This is a genomic window from Hyunsoonleella sp. J2K-J805 (genome assembly GCF_057167125.1).
In genome coordinates this window covers 1,941,513-1,960,111 of record NZ_CM169901.1, presented here as the reverse complement: position 1 = coordinate 1,960,111, position 18,599 = coordinate 1,941,513, and the positions used below count along the sequence as shown (strand labels likewise).

The following is an 18,599-nucleotide window of genomic DNA, read 5'->3' as shown; positions in this document are numbered from 1 at the left end:
GTAAATTAAAAATGTTGAACTTCTTTAGAACCTTTATTAGAGCTTTTATCTACTATTCTATTTGAAGCAATTCAACGGATATTCAAACCGAAAACAGAGGACTGATACGCGTGCTAAGTCTATCTTAGTTAGGGATATAGTTCACCTCTGTTTTCTTTTGAATAAAGGTAACTTTTACTCTGAATACAAACTAAAGGTTAGGGATTGAACGGCATGTTTGAAATCCCCGACGCAGGAGGGATTGAGTAGTGAAAGCCCGACCGGAGCGATCCTGCAAGGTTTCCTTAAAACCTTGTAGGTGTGAGCGTAGGGAACGCCCAAAAAAATAAAAATGAATATAGAACAACTAAGAACATACTGCCTTAGTAAAAAAGGAACTTCAGAAAGTTTTCCGTTTGATGAAAGTACTTTGGTGTTCAAGGTGTTAACAAAAATGTTTGCGCTCGCACCATTAAGTTTATGGGATAAAGGCGAAGACACCATTACACTTAAGTGCGATCCAGATTACACGGAAGAACTTAGAGCAGAATATGATAGTATTTATGCAGGGCCTTATGTAAGCAACAAACATTGGAATACCCTAAGCATTTATAAAGGCGAGTTGTCTCCCCATTTTATAAAAGATTTAATAGACCATTCGTATGCTATGGTTGTAAAAGGAATGACCAAGAAAATGCGGGCAGAACTGGAGGCGCTTTAGTCTTCGTTTTTCTTTTTAAACAAGCCTACTCCCAACGGAAACATAAGTACAAGAAATAGAAATCTGCCTGTAACTAAACCGTAAATGGTAATGCAGGCCAGTATAATCATTAAAATTACTTTGTGGCTATACTTCATCTTTTAAAAGTAAAAACTAAATTAAGGGTATAAAAATAAAACGATATGTTGGAAATTAGACCGACTTGCGAAAATTGTAACATAACACTTCCTTTTGACTCAGAAGAAGCCATGATCTGTACTTTTGAGTGTACCTTCTGTAAAAATTGTGCAGAAACTATTTTGCAGAACATTTGCCCTAATTGTGGCGGGAATTTTGAAAAACGCCCTATTCGCCCAAAACATCTTTTGCAAAAATATCCAGTATCTGATAAGATAGTTTTTAAACCTGTGGATTTACACAAACATCAGGAGTTGGTGAACTGGATAAAAAACAATACATAAATTCTACACTGAAGTATCAGCTATAATTTTCCATTCTCCGTTTATCTTTTTAAATACTAGCATAAAAATACCATCAGCATTACCAACCTCCCTTTTTAAGTGATATTCACCTAGAACGTAGTAGGAATCTGGAGCTATATTATTAACGGCATTTATTTTAAAACTTAATTTTCCAGTATATGCCGCTGTTGGGTAATAGGTTAAATAATGGTCTAATGTGTTTTCCCATCCGTAAGTAACGCCTTTATTACCGTAAAATGCAAGGGAATCACTTTTCCAATAGCTATTCATAAAGCCTTCAATGTCATTATTAGACCAAGCTATTCTGGCTTTTTTCAAAACTTTATTTATGGACTTAATGTCAGAATCCTTATTAACCTGCACTTGGCCGTAGGTAAAACTAAAGGTCAAAAAACATAAAATTGTAATTAATTTTCTCATAATCGTAGGTTTTTCAAAAAGTGTTTCTGGGTAAAAGTAATCAAAAAATCATGCCAAAAATGTTGATCGTCGATAAAATTGACATTCGTAATTCATTCAACCTCAGTAAAAATCTATTTATCGAAAAATAATCTTTTTTTTTATTTAAGTATATATATTTACAACCTAATCAGACGATTAATAGCCCAAATTTATTGTTGAATTAAAAATTTATTTACCATGGACTTAAGAATTACTAGTTGTAATAACTTCTTCAAACTAAAAGGAATTCTAAACAAAAACAATGTTGATGCATTTCAATCAGAATTCCAAGATGCATTTGATAGATTTGATAGCCTTACAATAAGTGTAGAAGGGCTTGAAAGTGTTGACCGCTCTGGAGTTAACGCACTAACAGACTTACATTACCTTTCTCTGAAAAACAATAAACAATTGTCGATTGTTGGATTGGGCTGTAAGGAACTTTACGACCATTTTAAATCGTCTGAAGCAGCTTAATTTTTTATTTCTTTCTTTATAATTTTTAGATTTTATTTTGGGGTAATATATGTTTTTTGCCTAAAAGTGTAGGAAATTTGAATTATTTTGTTACCTTTACAATCTAATTAATCGATTAAAACCCAAATTTATCGGTATAAAGTATGTTGTACTATGGACTTAAAAATAATCTCTTGCAATAATTTCTTCAAATTAAGAGGGGAATTAAACAAAGAAAATGTTGAGGTATTTAAGAGCGAATTCCAAGAAGCCTTACAAAAATTTAGTGCCTTATCCATCTGCGTTGACGGCTTAGATAAAGTTGACGATTCAGGAATGGAAGCATTTTCAGGATTGTACTCTAAATCTTTAGAAATGAATATCCAATTCCATATTCTCGGTAGAGGTTGTGAAGCACTTTATCAAAGCCTAAAAACCAATGAGGTTTTTGCAGCTTAATCTTACAAAATAGACTTTTGCTTTTTATAAAATGCATCGGCTTGCAATTGTAAAAGTTCGCGAGCCTTTTTGCTTTTATATGCATATAGCTCTTCATCTTTCTTAATATCTGTATATACACTATCATTAAGTGCGTTTTCAGTATCAAGTAACGCTGCCCTTTGGTGCTTGTTTTGTAAAATTAGGTGTCTTACGGTCTCTTCTTCATCTTCCAATCTATAATCATAAACACCTTTTGGAGATATAAGTTTAGCAAAAATTGGTGCGGTTTCAATAGCAAGAAATGATAAGAATATGAAGAACGATGGTAGCCAAGGCAATGTATTCAAAGCGTTAATACGTGCCATTAAGCCATCAAAATTTGTAATTATGGGTTGTGTATCCACCACTTTGGCGTTATAATCTCCTTTCAACTCTGCAATTTTAGTTTCTGCTGCTAGTATTTTAGCTTTATTTTCGTCTTTTAGAGCTTGTAATTCGGCCAATGCTGCGTCGTGTTTTTCTCTTTTTTCCTTGTAAACGGAACCTTTTCCCAAAAGTTTGGTTCCTGCGGTGCCTTCAGCTTCAGAAATATATGTATCGTATAGGCTGTTTACTTCTGCTTCTTTAGAAGCAATTTGTGTATTTAGGGATGAGATTTCAGAATTAAGCGACTCAATTTCAGGAGTAAATTGTTCGGCTATTTGGGTTTTGTTTGCCAAAGTCATAGCGTTTTTTTCTTCCAATAAAACTTGATTAATTTCTTTTTCAAAAATCTTCAATTCTAAAGGTTTTGAAATAACAACTGCTATAATGATTGCTAAAATAATTCTAGGAGAAGCTTGTATTAACTCGTCTATTGCATGGCCTGTTTTTTTAATAGTTGAAACGATATAACGGTCTAAATTAAAAATGAGCAAGCCCCAAATAAGTCCAAAGAATATGGCTGTAAACAGATTGTCAAATACGGTGTAAAGGGCATAACCAGCAGCTATAAAAGCCATGACTGCTGTAAAAAATACTGTGGCACCAATGCCAACGTATTTATTTTGCTCGCCTGATGAACAGTTTTCTAAAATTGCGGTATCCGCTCCAGAGCAGATGATAAAAAAACGCTTTAACATACTGATTGTTTTTCGACCCTTCGACAAGCTCAGGGCAGGTTGATGATTGACTATTAGAACGTTAAAGCTGGGGATTTGTTACAAAAAAATCATAAAAGTTAAGTTTTTCTAGATCTAACACTTTCGATAACCACCGTAGTGAGAATTAAGGCACCACCAATAAAAGTGTTTAGCCTTGGAATTTCATTTAAGAAAAAATAAGCCATTATTATTCCGAAAATGGGTTGAGCACTGCCTATGATGCTGGCGGTACTCACAGAGAAGTGTTTTAAACTGCTGATGAATAAGGAATGACCAAGTGCAGTGGTTATTAAACCTAAAATTAATAAATATGGTAATTGTGTTTTTGTTTGGTCTACGTCTAAATTAAACAACACTGGTACTAGAACAATACTCACAATTATACATTGCTGCATCATTAGCACTGTGCCGTCATAGGTGGTGACGTGACGTTTAAGAATAAGATTTCTTGTCGCGTAGCAAAATGCCGAAAACACGCCCAAAAGTATGCCTTGTAAATACGTGCTTTCAAAGTTTATTTCTGGCGCTAGAATGTAAATTCCTAAAAGCACCATAAGCCCTAAAATTACGTGTATTGGGTTTAGTTTTGTTTTTGTGAAAAAAGGCTCTAGTAAAGCAGTAATTACTGGAAACGTAAACATAGAAAGCATGCCAACTGCTACGTTACTTAATTTTAAAGCTAAAAAATAGGTAACCCAATGTATACCGAGTAACACACCGCCTAAGATAATGGTAGGTAAATCTTTTTTTGATTTGAGTTTAATATTTAACTTTTTGAATTTACAGAATATAAACAAGAAAATGGTTGCTAAAGCACTTCTAAACCATATAATTAAAGGTGTTGGAAGATCTATATATTTTCCTAATACACCCGAGGTGCTTATGAATAATGTTGCTAAACCTAGTAGTAAAAGGTGGTTGGTATGTTGGTTTTTCATGTAATATTAATTATAGTTGGGACTGCGTTAGGGATTGCAGCGGCATCCTTTTTTGTTTTTCTCAAAAAAGATATAGCGGAAAGCCCGACCCCTTGTGGGTAACGCCCAAAATATTATGTTGAAAGCTCTGTGAAATATTTATAAAATAACGGAATAGTTTCGATGCCTTTAAGGTAATTCCATACACCAAAATGCTCGTTTGGTGAATGTATGGCGTCGCTATCTAAACCAAAGCCCATTAAAATGGTTTTGCTTTTTAATTCCTGCTCGAAAAGTGCTACAATAGGTATGCTGCCACCACTACGTTGGGGAATTGGGGTTTTTCCAAAAGTATCTTGATAAGCTTTACTGGCTGCTTTATAGCCAATACTATCTATTGGGGTTACATAACCTTGCCCACCGTGGTGAGGTGTTACTTTAACTTTAACACCATGGGGTGCGATATTCTCGAAGTGAGTTTTAAATAGTTGTGTTATTTCATGCCAATTTTGATGTGGTACTAAACGCATAGAGATTTTAGCATAAGCTTTACTAGCAATTACTGTTTTTGCGCCTTCGCCCGTGTAACCACCCCAAATACCATTAACATCAAGTGTAGGTCTTATAGAGTTTCGTTCGTTTGTTGTATAACCTGCTTCCCCATAAACCGCATCAATATCTAAAGCTTTTTTGTAGTTTTCTAGACTGAAAGGAGCTTTTGCCATTTCAGCACGTTCTTCTTTGGAGAGTTCTTCAACGTTGTCGTAAAATCCAGGAATAGTAATATGATTGTTTTCATCGTGTAGTGATGCAATCATTTTTGTAAGCACATTAATTGGGTTTGCTACTGCGCCACCATAAAGTCCTGAATGTAAGTCGCGATTGGGACCAGTGACTTCCACTTCTACATAACTTAATCCTCTGAGTCCAGTAGTGATGGATGGTACATCATTGGCAATCATGCCTGTATCTGAAATTAAAATGACATCATTTTGCAGTTTTTGTTGATTGTTTTTTACGAAGGTGGCTAGGTTTGCGCTTCCGACTTCTTCTTCGCCTTCAATCATAAACTTAACGTTACAAGGTAATTGATTGGTGGCAGTCATAAATTCCATAGCCTTCACATGCATGTACATTTGTCCTTTGTCATCGCAAGCACCTCTGGCAAAAATAGCACCTTCAGGATGCTTTTCGGTGTTTTTAATAACAGGCTCAAATGGTGGTGAATCCCACAAGTCGATGGGGTCTGGTGGTTGTACATCGTAATGTCCGTAAACCAGAACAGTCGGTAAGTTTTTATCTATTATTTTTTCACCATAAACAATGGGGTAGCCATCTGTTTTGCATATTTCTACACTATCACAACCTACTTTTTCTAAACTTATTTTTATAGCATCTGCTGTTTTTAAAACATCGTTTTTGTATGCAGAGTCTGCACTGATAGAAGGGATTTTAAGTAGCTCTATAAGCTCGTTTAAAAATCGATTTTTATGTTCTGAAATATAGGATTGAATTTGATTCATAGAGGTATCTGTGAGTAAGTATTCAAAAGTATGAAAAAAGAACCTTTTTTAAGGGTTAGGGGTTTGCAATTTAAAAATGTTGTTTATATTTGCAACCCGATAATTATCGGGATTAAGCGGGCGTGGTGGAATTGGTAGACACGCTAGACTTAGGATCTAGTGCCGCGAGGTGTGAGAGTTCGAGTCTCTCCGCCCGCACTGAAAGAAAAAGCCGAAGACACATCTTCGGCTTTTTTTGTGTAAAAGACTTATTGAGTTGCTTTATGTTGTTCTAAAACAGAGCTGTTTTAAAACAATATCCTAGTTAATAGTATCACATTCCTTCAGTCTTTATGATATTTGCATAAAATCTTCACTAAAAATTTTCTTTAAATAGAAAATTAATTCTTCGGCATTTTTCTGAGTAAAAACCATAGGTGGCTTTATTTTTAAGACATTATGGTCGGGACCATCTGTACTCATTAAAATACCGTGGTCTTTCATTCGGTTAGCAAGATAATCGGTTTGTGCTTCTAACGGATTCATATCTGCATCAACCAATTCAATACCTAAAAAAAGCCCTTGACCACGCACCTCACCAATTATTGGAAAATCTTTGGAAAGTTGTTGTAATTCAGTTTTTAAAAACTCGCCAATTTTTAGAGCATTTTCTTGTAGTTTTTCTTGTTTAACAGTTTTTAAAACAGCAGTTGCTACAGCACAAGAAACTGGGTTTCCGCCAAAGGTGTTAAAATACTCCATACCGTTGGCAAAGGCATTTGCTACAGCTTGTGTACACGCCACGGCAGCTACAGGATGCCCGTTACCTAAAGGTTTTCCAATGGTAACAATATCTGGTATTACGTTATGTAATTGAAACCCCCAAAAGGTTTTTCCCATTCTGCCGCAACCCACTTGAACTTCATCTGAAATGCATAATCCTCCAGCTGCACGAACCATACTATATGCTTTAGCTAAAAAACCTTCAGGAAGTTCTATTTGTCCGCCACAACTTATAATGGGTTCAATAATAAATGCGCCAAGGCCTCTACCTTTAGCCTTAATAGTATCTATTTGTTTTTGTACTTCATTAGCATATTGCTCACCGGTGTTTTTACCTCTATATTTACCGCGAAATGCATCTGGTAAAGGGAAAATATGTGTGTGTTCTGGAGCACCTTTTCCACCTTTACCATCAAATTTATACGAAGAAATATCTATACACATATTTGCATTTCCGTGGTAACCTACTTCTGATGCAATAATATCTCGTTCTCCTGTGTAAGCTTTTACCATTCTGACGGCCAATTCATTGGCTTCACTGCCAGAATTTACAAAATGCAATACGTTAAGTTCGGGCGGTAAGGTTTCAATCAATTCTTTTGCCAAAGCATTTATATTATCATGCAAATAGCGAGAATTGGTGTTAATAAGTGCCATTTGGTCTTGACCTGCCTTTACTACCTTGTAGTTTTCATGCCCAACATGTGCCACATTATTAACGGTGTCTAAATATTTATTACCAAATTGATCTATTAAATACTGACCTGCTCCGCGCACCATTTTGATAGGGACTTTGTATTGCAAGCTCAGGCTTTTTCCTAAATGTTGTTTTCGGTAGTTTATTAAGTCTTCGTTTGAAGCGGCTTGATTATTGTTTAAAGTGTCTAATTTGAATAGTAAATTTGGGTTTGGACATAGACTTTTCCATACAGATACTTGGTTGGGGTATGCGACTCCTGGAAAATCATTCTTGTAATTTAATAGCGATAGCATTATTTGAAAATGGAGATGTGGGGCCCAATTCCCGTTTTCAGAAGGCGCTCCCAATGTTCCGATGCGATCTCCCTTTTTAATAATATCACCTTGCGTATATGTTTTGGCACTTTCAATACTTAGATGTCCGTATAGTGTAAAGAATTCAAAATCATTTATTTGATGTTTTAAGACTATCAAACCACCATATTCCTTATCGCCTGTATCATATGCAGCAATACTAACTTCACCGTCAAATAAAGCATGAACAGGAGTCTCTTGAGGAAGCCAAAAATCAATACCTAAATGAATGGTTCTGCTTTGTCTTCCATAATTGCCAATGGTATCGTATTCTGTTGAGGTATATAAAGCACGAGGTTCTAAATAACCACCAGAAATAATTTTATCTGGTACTTGTTTTTGAAGTTGTTCAATTTTAAATTGAAATAAATCTAAATTATTAAACTCTTCTTGATGACCTGTAAATTTGCTAGAAACACTTAAATCTAAATGATGAATTTGATTTCTATTTACTGTTGGAAACAATTCAGATAAAGAAACTTGTTGTTCTTTTGCCCATTTTTCAAATTTTTGTTGATTTGGGTGTGCTGTATACCCACATGCATTTCTAAAACTATACTGTGCAAAATTAGCTGAAATTGTTCTCCATTTTCTCAAAACTTCCCAAGCAGGTTTTTCGCTTATAAGCAAATACGTATTGTCAGGTTCTTCAATTTTATTTATAGCCGATTTGGTTACAGAAATTACCAAACGCATCGCAATAGCAGTATACAAATGCTCCAATTCTCGTTCTTCCAACGGGAAAGAATTGTGGTAGCCTTTAATAATAGGTAGTGCCGATTCCAAAGGGTCGTTATGATGCATAATGCAATACGCACAACTAATGGCTAAATCGTTAATGATTTGGGTGTAAATAGCATCGCCATAATCGATTGCGGCTTTTACTGTTGGATGCTTCAAATCTTCAGAAACTATAACATTATTATCGTTAGCATCGTTATGAACAACAGCTTTTCTTAACGTATCATAAGCTGGTTTGGAACTTTTAAATTGGTTTTGAAAGTATAAAACAATGTCTTTTTCGTCGTCTTTAAATAAATTAATATGTGCCTCTGTCCATAAGGATTGTGCTACATCCCAAACAAATTCGCGATGCGCTTCTTTATGGTCAAAACCTTGTAACGCTTTGGTTAAAAGACCACATTGCTCACCTAAGCTGTAACGTAAACTGTCTAATTGTGGGTTTACGCTACTCCAAACCCGACCAGAAATCCATGTGAGTAGTCGAACTTTTCTAGTATTTCCAAAATCATCAACAAACGAAGTAAGGGTATCTCCATTTTTGTCTTTAATAACTTTTGGAGCGATAAGTTGGTTGCCATGGTCTTCTAGATGTTGCAATAATTTTTGTTGAAAATCAAGGTAGTCTTCATTTTCGTTAGGTCGTGATATTTTTAGAATATAACCTGCTTTATTTTCAATTTTAATCCTGAAATTAAAATCGACTTCCCCAGGAAGTTCTGAGGCTTTTCCCTTTAAATTAAACCAATTGAAGAGAATGTCTTCAGCTTGTTGAGTTGTAATTTTTAAATTCGTGTAATTCATAAATTTTCTAACAGGAAATAACCTAAAAAACTATTAATTTAATCAATAAAAATAGCAGCTAATAGAAACACTAAATTTATAGAATTCATAACTAAAATTTACCCTTTTTATGAAATTATGTTCTACAACAAAGTATTTGTTTGCTATAAGTTGAATACGATGCCTTGAGCTAAAGGTGCCTCTTTACCATAATTTACGGTGCATGTTTGTCTTCTCATATAGGCTTTCCATGAATCTGAACCACTTTCTCTTCCGCCACCAGTTTCTTTTTCACCTCCAAAAGCACCACCAATTTCTGCACCAGAAGTTCCTATATTAACATTTGCAATACCACAATCAGATCCAGCATTGGACAAGAATTTTTCTGCTTCTTGCATGTTTAAAGTAAATACAGCAGATGATAAACCTTGAGGAACATTGTTTTGTATCGCAATAGCTTCTTCAAAAGATTCATAAGGAAAAACGTATAGTATTGGAGCGAAAGTTTCATGCTTAACTATAGGCATGTCTATGTTTGCTTCAATTATTGTGGGAACTACATAACAGTTAGATTTATAGGTGTCACCATCCAATACTTTGTTTCCATAAACAAGTTTTCCTCCTTGCTTTTGCGCTTCTTCTATGGTCTTTAAGTAAGCATTTACCGCATCAGTATCAATTAATGGACCTACATGATTTTTTTCATCTAACGGATTGCCTATTTGTAATTGCTTGTAGGCATGGGTTAATTTGCTCAATAAGCTTTGGTATTGATTCTTATGAACTATCAATCGTCGTGTTGTTGTGCATCGTTGTCCTGCTGTTCCCACAGCACCAAACACAATGGAAGGAATAGCAGCATTTAAATCTGCTTCTTCAGTTACAATTATGGCATTATTGCCCCCTAATTCTAGTATAGATTTCCCAAGTCTTTTTCCAACGGTTTCAGAAACGCTTTTTCCCATTCTGGTGGAGCCGGTTGCAGAAACCAATGCAATATTTTGGTCTGAAGCCATACGTTTGCCTATTTCACTATCGCCAATAATAACATTAGAAATGCCCTCTGGTAGGTTGTTTTCTTTTAGAATCTCTTTAAAGATTTCTTGACATGCCAAAGCCGAAAACGGTGTTTTTTCAGAAGGTTTCCAAATACAAACATTACCGCAAACCCAAGATAAAGCAGCGTTCCAAGCCCAAACAGCTACTGGGAAATTAAAAGCAGAAATGATACCTACTGTTCCTAAAGGATGCCATTGCTCAAACATGCGATGGTTTGGTCTTTCAGAATGCATTTGTAGTCCGTAAAGTTGACGCGACAAGCCTACAGCAAAATCACAAATATCTATCATTTCTTGAACCTCTCCATAACCTTCTTGCAGGCTCTTGCCCATTTCATAACTTACTAATTTACCTAGGTTTTCTTTTTCATCTCTTAACGCATTTCCAAATTGACGAACAATTTCTCCGCGTTGTGGAGCTGGAAGTGCTTTCCAAATAGGGAAGGCTTCATTGGCTTTTGCAACTACAGCATCATAACTTTTAATATCTGCAAGTTCTACGTTGCCAATAATAGTACCATCAACAGGGGACTTTATCGTGGCAGTTTTTCCGCTATTCCCAATCCAATCCTTTTGTCCTGTACTGGTATTGTAATAAGGTGTTTTAAGGTTAAATGCCTCTAATATATTTTTCATTTTTATGTTGTGTTTATTTTGTTTGCTCGGTATAAGTGCTTTCAAAAATTTTATCGGCATTTGCCGTTTCAAAACCATCTCTACGGAAGGTTCTTTTTATATCTTCTTTCTTGGTATTACTGTATTCTGGGAGTAATTTTCGCTCTGCAAACTCTACATAGCTTCCAGCGATTTTTAAACTTTTATTATCAGAAAACGTAGCGTCAATCATTTTAGCCACAGTGCTACTTTGTTTTAATAAACCATCTGAACTAATTTTAATTTTACCTCCTGCTGTGTTTAGTTTTATCTGAATTCCTTCAAGAAATTGGTTAAAGTCTTCTATGGTATTATAACCTTCTGGTAGTTCGTGAACACTAATAGTGTAGTGGTTTAAGTAATAACGATTGTAAATAACCCATGCAGCATATTCCGATTCTTTTAAAAGGATTGAATATTCTTCTGAAGAAGGTAGACTCCATAAAGGTTTGTAGAAAAAGTTTGCTACATCAGTAATATTGTCTAAATCAAGAGCATCTATAGGATCTTGCGTTATAGGGTCTGTATATTTGTAAATAATATTTTGCGCTTTTTCCGATAAATCATTAACTCTTAATTCACTAATAAAAATTCTTGGAAAGTGTTCAGCAGGTGGCGCATACCAATATGCATTTAGTTTTTTTTCTTCAAAATTGTAAAATCCTTTTTTTTCATAGCCATGGTGTAAAAATATCTTTTCAAATGAAGCGATACCCAAATTTTTCACACCCAATGTTCTAAAAGCAATATGGTCGTTGGTGATCTCCTTCTCATTTTCGATAATACCAGTTTCTAACATGGCATTGGTTATTTTTGCAACATCAGTTACGCTTTCTTTGTAAGGAACTAGTAAAGCATTCAATACGTTTTCCAATGTGCTTTCATTAGAATGTTTCATAATTTATAAGTTTTGCACTAAAAAATTTTACTTTTTTATTTTATAAGTGCAAATATAAAAGTATGTTTGAGTAGTAATAATTTTTATTAATTATTAAATGATAAGTAAAATTAATCAATTAGAGATTCGTCATATACGTTATTTCTTAGTTTTGGCAGAAACGTTGCACTTTAGAAAAGCAGCGGCTAAACTTTTGATTTCTCAATCGGCACTTAGTCAACAAATTAATTTATTAGAAACTATACTAGGTGTTAAATTGTTTGATAGAACGAATAGGAAAGTAGTATTAAATGCTGCAGGAGCTCTTTTTTTAGAAGAATCTCGGTTTATTTTAAACCAATTGGATAATGCTATGGACAGGTGGCAGCAAGCGCTACATGGTAGTAGCGGACAGCTTAAGATAGGTTTTGTTGGCTCTACCATGAAACATTATTTACCACCTATAATTAAAGAGTTTACCAGTGATTACCCAAAGGTTGGTTTAGCTTTAGAAGAACTTACAAATTCCGATCAATTAAAAGCTTTAGAAAAAGACCATATTGATATTGGGTTTATGAGGTCTAATAAAGTATCTTCTGAGATGAATATTAAATCGGTTTATCAAGAAAATTTTTCTTTGGTGCTACCAGAACATCATCCTATTAATGAAAGTAATTTTGTTAATATTGGGCAATGCGCTAACGAACCTTTTATCCTATATCCTAATGAAAGTAGCCCAATGTATTTTCAGCAAATATTAAATTTATGTTCTGAGCATGATTTTAGCCCTATTATTTCGCACAGAGCTATTCACGGAGCAACTATTTTTAAATTGGTAGAAAGCGGTATGGGACTTTCTATTATACCTAATTCTTTGAGGGATGAACACAACTATAAAATTCGGTTTATAGAGCTTAAAAATACCATGATAAAAACAGAATTATTTGTTGTTTGGAAAAAGGATTTTAAAAATCCTGTTCTAAATACTTTTTTAAAACATATTTAATATGAAATGTGTTGTATATTTCAAAGCATAATCCATGTCAGAATCTATAATGAATAAGGCCTTAAAAGAACTTTCAGAAAACTTGAAAGGCGAGTTGTTTTTTGATAATTTGCATAAGAGCATATATGCTACTGATGCTTCGGTATATCGAATGCTACCCTTGGCGGTTTCATACCCAAAAGACACAACAGATATTAAGAAATTAATAGCTTTTGCAACCAGTCAAAATGTTACACTTATTCCAAGAACAGCAGGTACATCCTTAGCAGGACAATGTGTTGGAGAGGGTATTGTGGTTGATGTTTCTAAACATTTTACAAAAATTATAGAATTTAATAAAGAAGAAAAAACAATTGTTGTAGAACCGGGTATAATTCGAGATGAATTAAATCGTTTTTTAGAACCTCACGGATTGTTTTTTTCACCCAATACGTCAACCAGTAATCGCTGTATGATAGGTGGTATGGTTGGAAACAATTCATCTGGTTCAACCTCTATTCAGTATGGTGTTACACGCGATAAAGTTTTAGAGATTAAAACCATTTTGTCTGATGGTTCTGAAGTAGCTTTTAACACATTATCAGTATCCGATTTTAAAGCAAAACGGTCCAGTGAAGGTATTGAAGGTGCTATTTATAAAACGATTTACAACACATTATCAGATCCAGAAGTTCAAGCCGAAATTCATAACGAGTTTCCTAAGCATACAATCCATAGAAGAAATACAGGTTATGCGATTGATGCTTTTTTAGATCGTAATTCGCCAAATGGATTATTGTCCGAAATGAATGTTGCAAAATTACTTTGCGGAAGCGAGGGTACATTAGCGTTTACTACTGCTGTAACATTGCAATTGGATGAATTACCACCCAAGAACGAGGTTATGGTGGTTGCCCATTTTAAGAGTATACAAGAAAGTTTGGAAGCCACTGTTACGGCTATGAAACATAATTTGTATGCCTGCGAATTGTTGGATAAGCCCATTTTAGATTGTACAAAAAACAACAGAGCACAGCTGAAAAATAGATTTTTTATTGAAGGCGATCCTGAAGCTATTTTAATGCTGGAAATTAGAGCTGAAACTAAAGCGCAGACCGATATGCTTGCTGACGCTTTAGTAGAGGATTTGAAACAGTATGGTTTTGGTTATGCATACCCTAAATTATACGCTGAAAATATAATTAAAGCCATGGAGTTACGTAAAGCAAGTTTAGGGCTATTGGGTAATATGGTTGGTGATAAAAAGGCAGTTGCATGTATAGAAGATACTGCGGTAGATTTAAGCGACTTGCCTAATTATATTTCTGAATTTACAAAAATGATGGATGGTTTTGGGCAAAAATCTATTTACTATGCACATGCAGGAGCTGGTGAAATACACTTGCGCCCCATATTAAATTTAAAGAACAAAACCGATGTTGGGCTTTTTAGAGAAATAACAACCGAAACAGCAAAACTTGTTAAAAAATATAAAGGTTCTTTTAGTGGTGAACATGGAGACGGTATAGTTAGGGGTGAGTTTTTGCCAATGATGATTGGAGATAAAAACTATAAACTATTAAAGTGTATAAAGCAAGCATTCGACCCAAATAATATATTCAATAAAGGAAAAATAGTTGATGCTTATCCTATGGATGCCTCTTTGCGTTATGAAATTGATAGAAAGGAACCCAAAGTAGAAACGGTATTAGATTTTTCAGATTCTTTAGGGATTTTACGAGCTTCGGAAAAATGTAATGGTTCAGGCGATTGCAGAAAATTACCAGCTGCAGGAGGTACCATGTGTCCTAGTTATAGAGCTACTCGAAATGAAAAAGATACTACACGCGCTCGAGCCAATACGTTAAGAGAATTTTTAACCAATTCAAATCAAGAAAATAAATTTAATCACAAGGAGTTAATTCAGGTGTTTGATTTGTGTTTAAGTTGTAAAGCCTGCGCTAGCGAATGCCCAAGTAATGTGGATGTGGCTAGTTTTAAAGCAGAGGTTTTATATCAATATCAAAAAGAAAACCCACCATCGTTTAGAACCAAATTACTGGCCAATAACGTTAAGTATAATAAAATGGGGAGTTTTCTGCCTGGTCTAACAAATACCCTGTTAAACACAAAACTTACAAAGAAAGTTTTGGGTGTAGCACCCCAAAGGAGTATTCCCAAACTAGCTAAAAATACATTCAGGAAATGGTATAGACAAAACCAACATAAATTTCAAAATGAAAAAGAAACTATAGGAGCGTTGTATTTGTTTATTGATGAGTTTACTAATTATTACGATGTTCAAATAGGAATTGATGCATTCGAGTTACTAACAGAATTAGGATATAAAGTGCATATTGTAAATCATGAAGAAAGTGGTAGAAGTTTTATTTCCAAAGGTTTTCTTGATGAAGCTAAGGTTGTAGCTAATAAAAATATTACGGTATTTAAGGACATTATTTCTAAAAACACACCACTTATAGGCATTGAGCCATCTGCAATTTTATCCTTTAGAGATGAGTACTTGCGTTTAGCTAGTGATGTAACAAGTGCAAAACATATTGCAAATCATACGTTTACAATTGAAGAATTTATAAAAAAAGAAGTAGTAAAAGGTAACATTCTTTCAAGTCAATTTACTGATGAATCAAAACTGGTTAAAATACATGGGCATTGCCATCAAAAAGCATTAAGTAGTATAGAACCTACTTTTACTATGCTTAATCTGCCTAAAAATTACTCGGTAAGTATTATTAATTCAGGGTGTTGCGGTATGGCAGGTTCTTTTGGTTATGAGAACGAACATTACGATGTAAGCATGCAAGTAGGGGAAGATTCGCTATTTCCAAAAGTTAGAAATACAGATAAATCTACTATAATTGCTGCATCTGGTACGAGTTGCAGGCATCAGGTTTTGGATGGTACAAAGCGTATTGCTAATCATCCTGTGAGCATTTTAAAAGGTGCTCTGGTTTAATAGCTTCATCAGTTTAAATGTATTTTAGGTTGAGAGCTGCCGCTTCTGCACTTATACAAGATTATTCTGAATAAAACCTATAGTGCCTTCGCAAGTATATAATTCAAAGCATATTAACGAAATAGCTTAAAAATTAACAACAATTCTTGTAACATTTTTAGTGTTAGAAAGTCTTCTATAAAACGACTAACGCAATAATTTGTAAATTTGTTACTCACCGAATTACATAGAATCATGGATATTAATGATAATATCGAATCGCCAATGATGCTGAAGGTTAGCTTTAATAAGCTATTGGAGCATTATGAAGCAATTGCGAAAAGCGAAGATGAATTTCTTGCGGCAAAGGCAAAGCGTGTATTAAAAACAGCTGAGCCTTACCCAGAACTTAGAAATGGATTTAGCGACACGCAAATCTTGAATGATAGAGAGAAAGAAATAGGTGTTATTCTCCAAGATTCTTTTGCGCCCGTTTTAACAAAAAATGAAATTAAAACGGCATCTGTACCTTTCCATGATTTGATTTTTAATTCTTCAGAACGATTTAAGAATATAATTAAAACCGCCGGTGATGATTTTGAGTTGAATATCAAAAACATGCCTGATGATCACCGATATATTATTGCATGCACAGTAATTTTAAACTTTTGCTATGGTTATAATTTGAATTTTAAGCGACCGTTTTATTATGAGATTCCTGATGCAAATGGAGTTTTAAGGTTTTATAAAATATTATATAATGCTGATTTCTGTGAAATAGTAGCTACGGATAAAGCACATAAAATTACTGAAGAAGATTATCGAGAGTTACTTGATAATTTTGACAATTTAGAACTTTGGAAGGAAAAATTTCCACCTGATAGTTACATTTTTAGAGGTTTCGTAATTTCAAATATTTTTGATGTTACTGAGGATCAATCTATTTCTAATATTAAATCCTCGCTAATTGGAGAGGATAAAAGGAAAGATGAAGGTTTTATGGAAAACTTTCACGAAATATTCAGATCACTACTGGGTATAAACGATATTAAAGTAGGTTTTTCAATTTATAATAAAGAAGACGATATTTTTGAACGCGTTTATGGTGTAGGGATGAACAGCTATCTTTTAGGAGATAATGAAAATAAGAAATGTTCAGATGCGCTATGTAGCTGGTCATATAATCAACTTTTAATTGAAAAAAACTATTTTTCAGTTTCTGATGTTGATAGAGATTTCAAAAAATCAAAAGGGAAGACGCCTCATATTTCCAATTTAAAAGCACAAGGTATTAAAAGCGCAATTTTTGCACCAATAGCGAATGATGATGGGTTAATGGGTATTATTGAGATTGTTTCTGCAACGCCACAAACTCTGAATAGCATCAATGCCAATAAGTTAATTGATATCATGCCGTTTATTGTTTCGGCTGTTGAACGCTCAAAGAAGGATGAAGAAAACTTAATTGAGGCTATTATTCAAAAAGAGTGTACTTCTATACACTCAAGTGTCCACTGGCGTTTTGCTAAAGAGGCAAAGAATTACATTAAGAACGAGATGGAAGGTAAAGATGCGTCTTTTAGAAAGATAGCATTTGATAATGTATATCCGCTTTATGGGCAAATAGACATTAAAGGTTCTTCTGAAGCTAGAAATAGTGCCACAAGAGAGGATTTAGGCTTGCAGTTGAAGGCAGCAAAGCGTATTTTGAAAAATGCTCTCGATATTGAAACCATTCCGATTTATGAACAATTTATTTATCAAATTGATGAGTTTCAAAAAGGCCTAAACGATAATTTTCAAGTAGATAGCGAGCAACAGATTTCAACTTTCTTTAAAGAAGATATTGAACCCTTATTGCAGCATTTAAATTCAATTCCTGGGTTAAAGGAAGATATTCAAAACTATTATACTAGTATTGATGATAAGGTAAATGTACTTTACAAGCACCGAAAAAATTATGATGAAACCATAGCAAAGATAAATGTGGAAATGGCTGCATTGCTTGATAAAAAGCAGAAAGAAGCACAACAAATGTATCCGCATTATTTTGAAAGATTTAAAACTGATGGTGTAGAGCATAATATGTACATTGGAGAATCTATTACAAAAGAGGAGAGCTTCAATAAAATTTATCTCTATAATCTTAGATTATGGCAACTACAAGTAATGTGCGAAATGGAAAATGCGTATTACCAAATGCAGTCAGATTTTCCAGTAGCACTAGATGTGGCCTCCATGGTTTTGGTGTTTAATCAGCCGTTATCTATAAGTTTTAGAATGGATGAAAAACAATTTGATGTTGATGGCACCTACAATGCCCGTTACGAAATTGTAAAAAAACGAGTAGATAAGGCCTACATAAAAGGTACTACAGAACGTGTTACGCAAAAAGGAAAAATAAGTATCGTGTATTCTCAAAAGCAAGATGAGATAGAGTATTTAAGTTATATTAAATTTTTGCAGTCGAAGAATTATTTAGATAGTGATATCGAAATAGTAGAGTTACAGGATTTACAAGCGGTAACTGGATTGAAAGCCATTAGGGTAAGCGTATTGTATCATAAGTATGAAGATGATAAAGCGTTTTATACTTATGACGATTTAATGAAAGAGATTAAAGCCTAG

15 protein-coding genes and 1 tRNA gene are annotated in these 18,599 nt (G+C 34.2%); 8 read left to right on the top strand and 8 right to left on the bottom strand.

The window, feature by feature from the left end; translation table 11 throughout:
• Window positions 1-331 precede the first annotated feature (331 nt).
• A complete protein-coding gene (locus AC1B0Z_RS08675; protein WP_483791576.1) occupies window positions 332-700 on the top strand; it encodes an MmcQ/YjbR family DNA-binding protein in 369 nt (122 codons plus the stop codon).
• Here AC1B0Z_RS08675 and AC1B0Z_RS08670 read toward each other — a convergent pair.
• Window positions 697-837 carry a hypothetical protein gene (locus tag AC1B0Z_RS08670; RefSeq protein WP_483791575.1) on the bottom strand — a complete coding sequence of 47 codons (141 nt, stop codon included), beginning with the start codon at window positions 835-837 and terminating at the stop codon, window positions 697-699. The two genes, AC1B0Z_RS08675 and AC1B0Z_RS08670, sit on opposite strands and share 4 nt — an antisense overlap.
• A 45-nt stretch (window positions 838-882) precedes the next feature.
• Between AC1B0Z_RS08670 and AC1B0Z_RS08665 the strand changes: the two genes are divergently transcribed.
• Window positions 883-1,161, top strand: a complete 279-nt coding sequence (locus AC1B0Z_RS08665; RefSeq protein WP_483791574.1) for a DUF1272 domain-containing protein — start codon at window positions 883-885, stop codon at window positions 1,159-1,161.
• A 3-nt stretch (window positions 1,162-1,164) separates the two neighbouring features.
• Here the strand turns inward: AC1B0Z_RS08665 and AC1B0Z_RS08660 are convergent, their stop codons facing one another.
• A complete protein-coding gene (locus tag AC1B0Z_RS08660) occupies window positions 1,165-1,602 on the bottom strand; it encodes a YybH family protein (RefSeq protein WP_483791573.1) in 438 nt (145 codons plus the stop codon).
• A gap of 219 nt (window positions 1,603-1,821) precedes the next feature.
• Here AC1B0Z_RS08660 and AC1B0Z_RS08655 point away from each other — a divergent pair, with 219 nt between their 5' ends.
• On the top strand, window positions 1,822-2,100 hold the full coding sequence (locus AC1B0Z_RS08655; RefSeq protein WP_483791572.1) for an STAS domain-containing protein: 279 nt from the start codon (window positions 1,822-1,824) through the stop codon (window positions 2,098-2,100).
• A gap of 153 nt (window positions 2,101-2,253) precedes the next feature.
• Complete coding sequence (locus tag AC1B0Z_RS08650) at window positions 2,254-2,538, top strand: STAS domain-containing protein (RefSeq protein WP_483791571.1); 285 nt, start codon at window positions 2,254-2,256, stop codon at window positions 2,536-2,538.
• Between the two features lie 2 nt (window positions 2,539-2,540).
• Here the strand turns inward: AC1B0Z_RS08650 and AC1B0Z_RS08645 are convergent, their stop codons facing one another.
• The 3 genes from AC1B0Z_RS08645 to AC1B0Z_RS08635 all read right to left on the bottom strand — a co-directional run bounded on the left by AC1B0Z_RS08645 (window position 2,541) and on the right by AC1B0Z_RS08635 (window position 6,102).
• Window positions 2,541-3,641, bottom strand: a complete 1,101-nt coding sequence (locus AC1B0Z_RS08645; RefSeq protein ID WP_483791570.1) for a DUF4407 domain-containing protein — start codon at window positions 3,639-3,641, stop codon at window positions 2,541-2,543.
• Between the two features lie 98 nt (window positions 3,642-3,739).
• Complete coding sequence (locus AC1B0Z_RS08640) at window positions 3,740-4,600, bottom strand: DMT family transporter (RefSeq protein ID WP_483791569.1); 861 nt, start codon at window positions 4,598-4,600, stop codon at window positions 3,740-3,742.
• Between the two features lie 113 nt (window positions 4,601-4,713).
• The gene (locus tag AC1B0Z_RS08635) at window positions 4,714-6,102 is read right to left on the bottom strand and encodes a dipeptidase (RefSeq protein WP_483791568.1); all 1,389 of its coding nucleotides are present in this window, start codon (window positions 6,100-6,102) and stop codon (window positions 4,714-4,716) included.
• Between the two features lie 116 nt (window positions 6,103-6,218).
• Here AC1B0Z_RS08635 and AC1B0Z_RS08630 point away from each other — a divergent pair.
• Window positions 6,219-6,300: transfer RNA gene (locus tag AC1B0Z_RS08630), tRNA-Leu, on the top strand.
• Between the two features lie 132 nt (window positions 6,301-6,432).
• Here the strand turns inward: AC1B0Z_RS08630 and AC1B0Z_RS08625 are convergent.
• The 3 genes from AC1B0Z_RS08625 to AC1B0Z_RS08615 all read right to left on the bottom strand — a co-directional run bounded on the left by AC1B0Z_RS08625 (window position 6,433) and on the right by AC1B0Z_RS08615 (window position 12,051).
• Window positions 6,433-9,462, bottom strand: coding sequence for an aminotransferase class III-fold pyridoxal phosphate-dependent enzyme (locus AC1B0Z_RS08625; RefSeq protein WP_483791567.1), 3,030 nt, complete (start codon window positions 9,460-9,462; stop codon window positions 6,433-6,435).
• Between the two features lie 143 nt (window positions 9,463-9,605).
• Window positions 9,606-11,135, bottom strand: coding sequence for an L-piperidine-6-carboxylate dehydrogenase (gene amaB, locus AC1B0Z_RS08620; protein ID WP_483791566.1), 1,530 nt, complete (start codon window positions 11,133-11,135; stop codon window positions 9,606-9,608).
• 13 nt (window positions 11,136-11,148) lie between these two features.
• Window positions 11,149-12,051: a 2-oxoadipate dioxygenase/decarboxylase family protein gene (locus AC1B0Z_RS08615; RefSeq protein WP_483791565.1), complete on the bottom strand. Its 903-nt coding sequence runs from the start codon at window positions 12,049-12,051 to the stop codon at window positions 11,149-11,151.
• A gap of 97 nt (window positions 12,052-12,148) precedes the next feature.
• Between AC1B0Z_RS08615 and AC1B0Z_RS08610 the strand changes: the two genes are divergently transcribed.
• The 3 genes from AC1B0Z_RS08610 (at window position 12,149) to AC1B0Z_RS08600 (ending at window position 18,599) form a co-directional block, all read left to right on the top strand.
• The gene (locus AC1B0Z_RS08610; RefSeq protein ID WP_483791564.1) at window positions 12,149-13,036 is read left to right on the top strand and encodes a LysR family transcriptional regulator; all 888 of its coding nucleotides are present in this window, start codon (window positions 12,149-12,151) and stop codon (window positions 13,034-13,036) included.
• Window positions 13,037-13,070: 34 nt separating this feature from the next.
• A complete protein-coding gene (locus AC1B0Z_RS08605) occupies window positions 13,071-15,992 on the top strand; it encodes an FAD-binding and (Fe-S)-binding domain-containing protein (protein WP_483791563.1) in 2,922 nt (973 codons plus the stop codon).
• Between the two features lie 234 nt (window positions 15,993-16,226).
• Window positions 16,227-18,599, top strand: coding sequence for a GAF domain-containing protein (locus AC1B0Z_RS08600; RefSeq protein WP_483791562.1), 2,373 nt, complete (start codon window positions 16,227-16,229; stop codon window positions 18,597-18,599).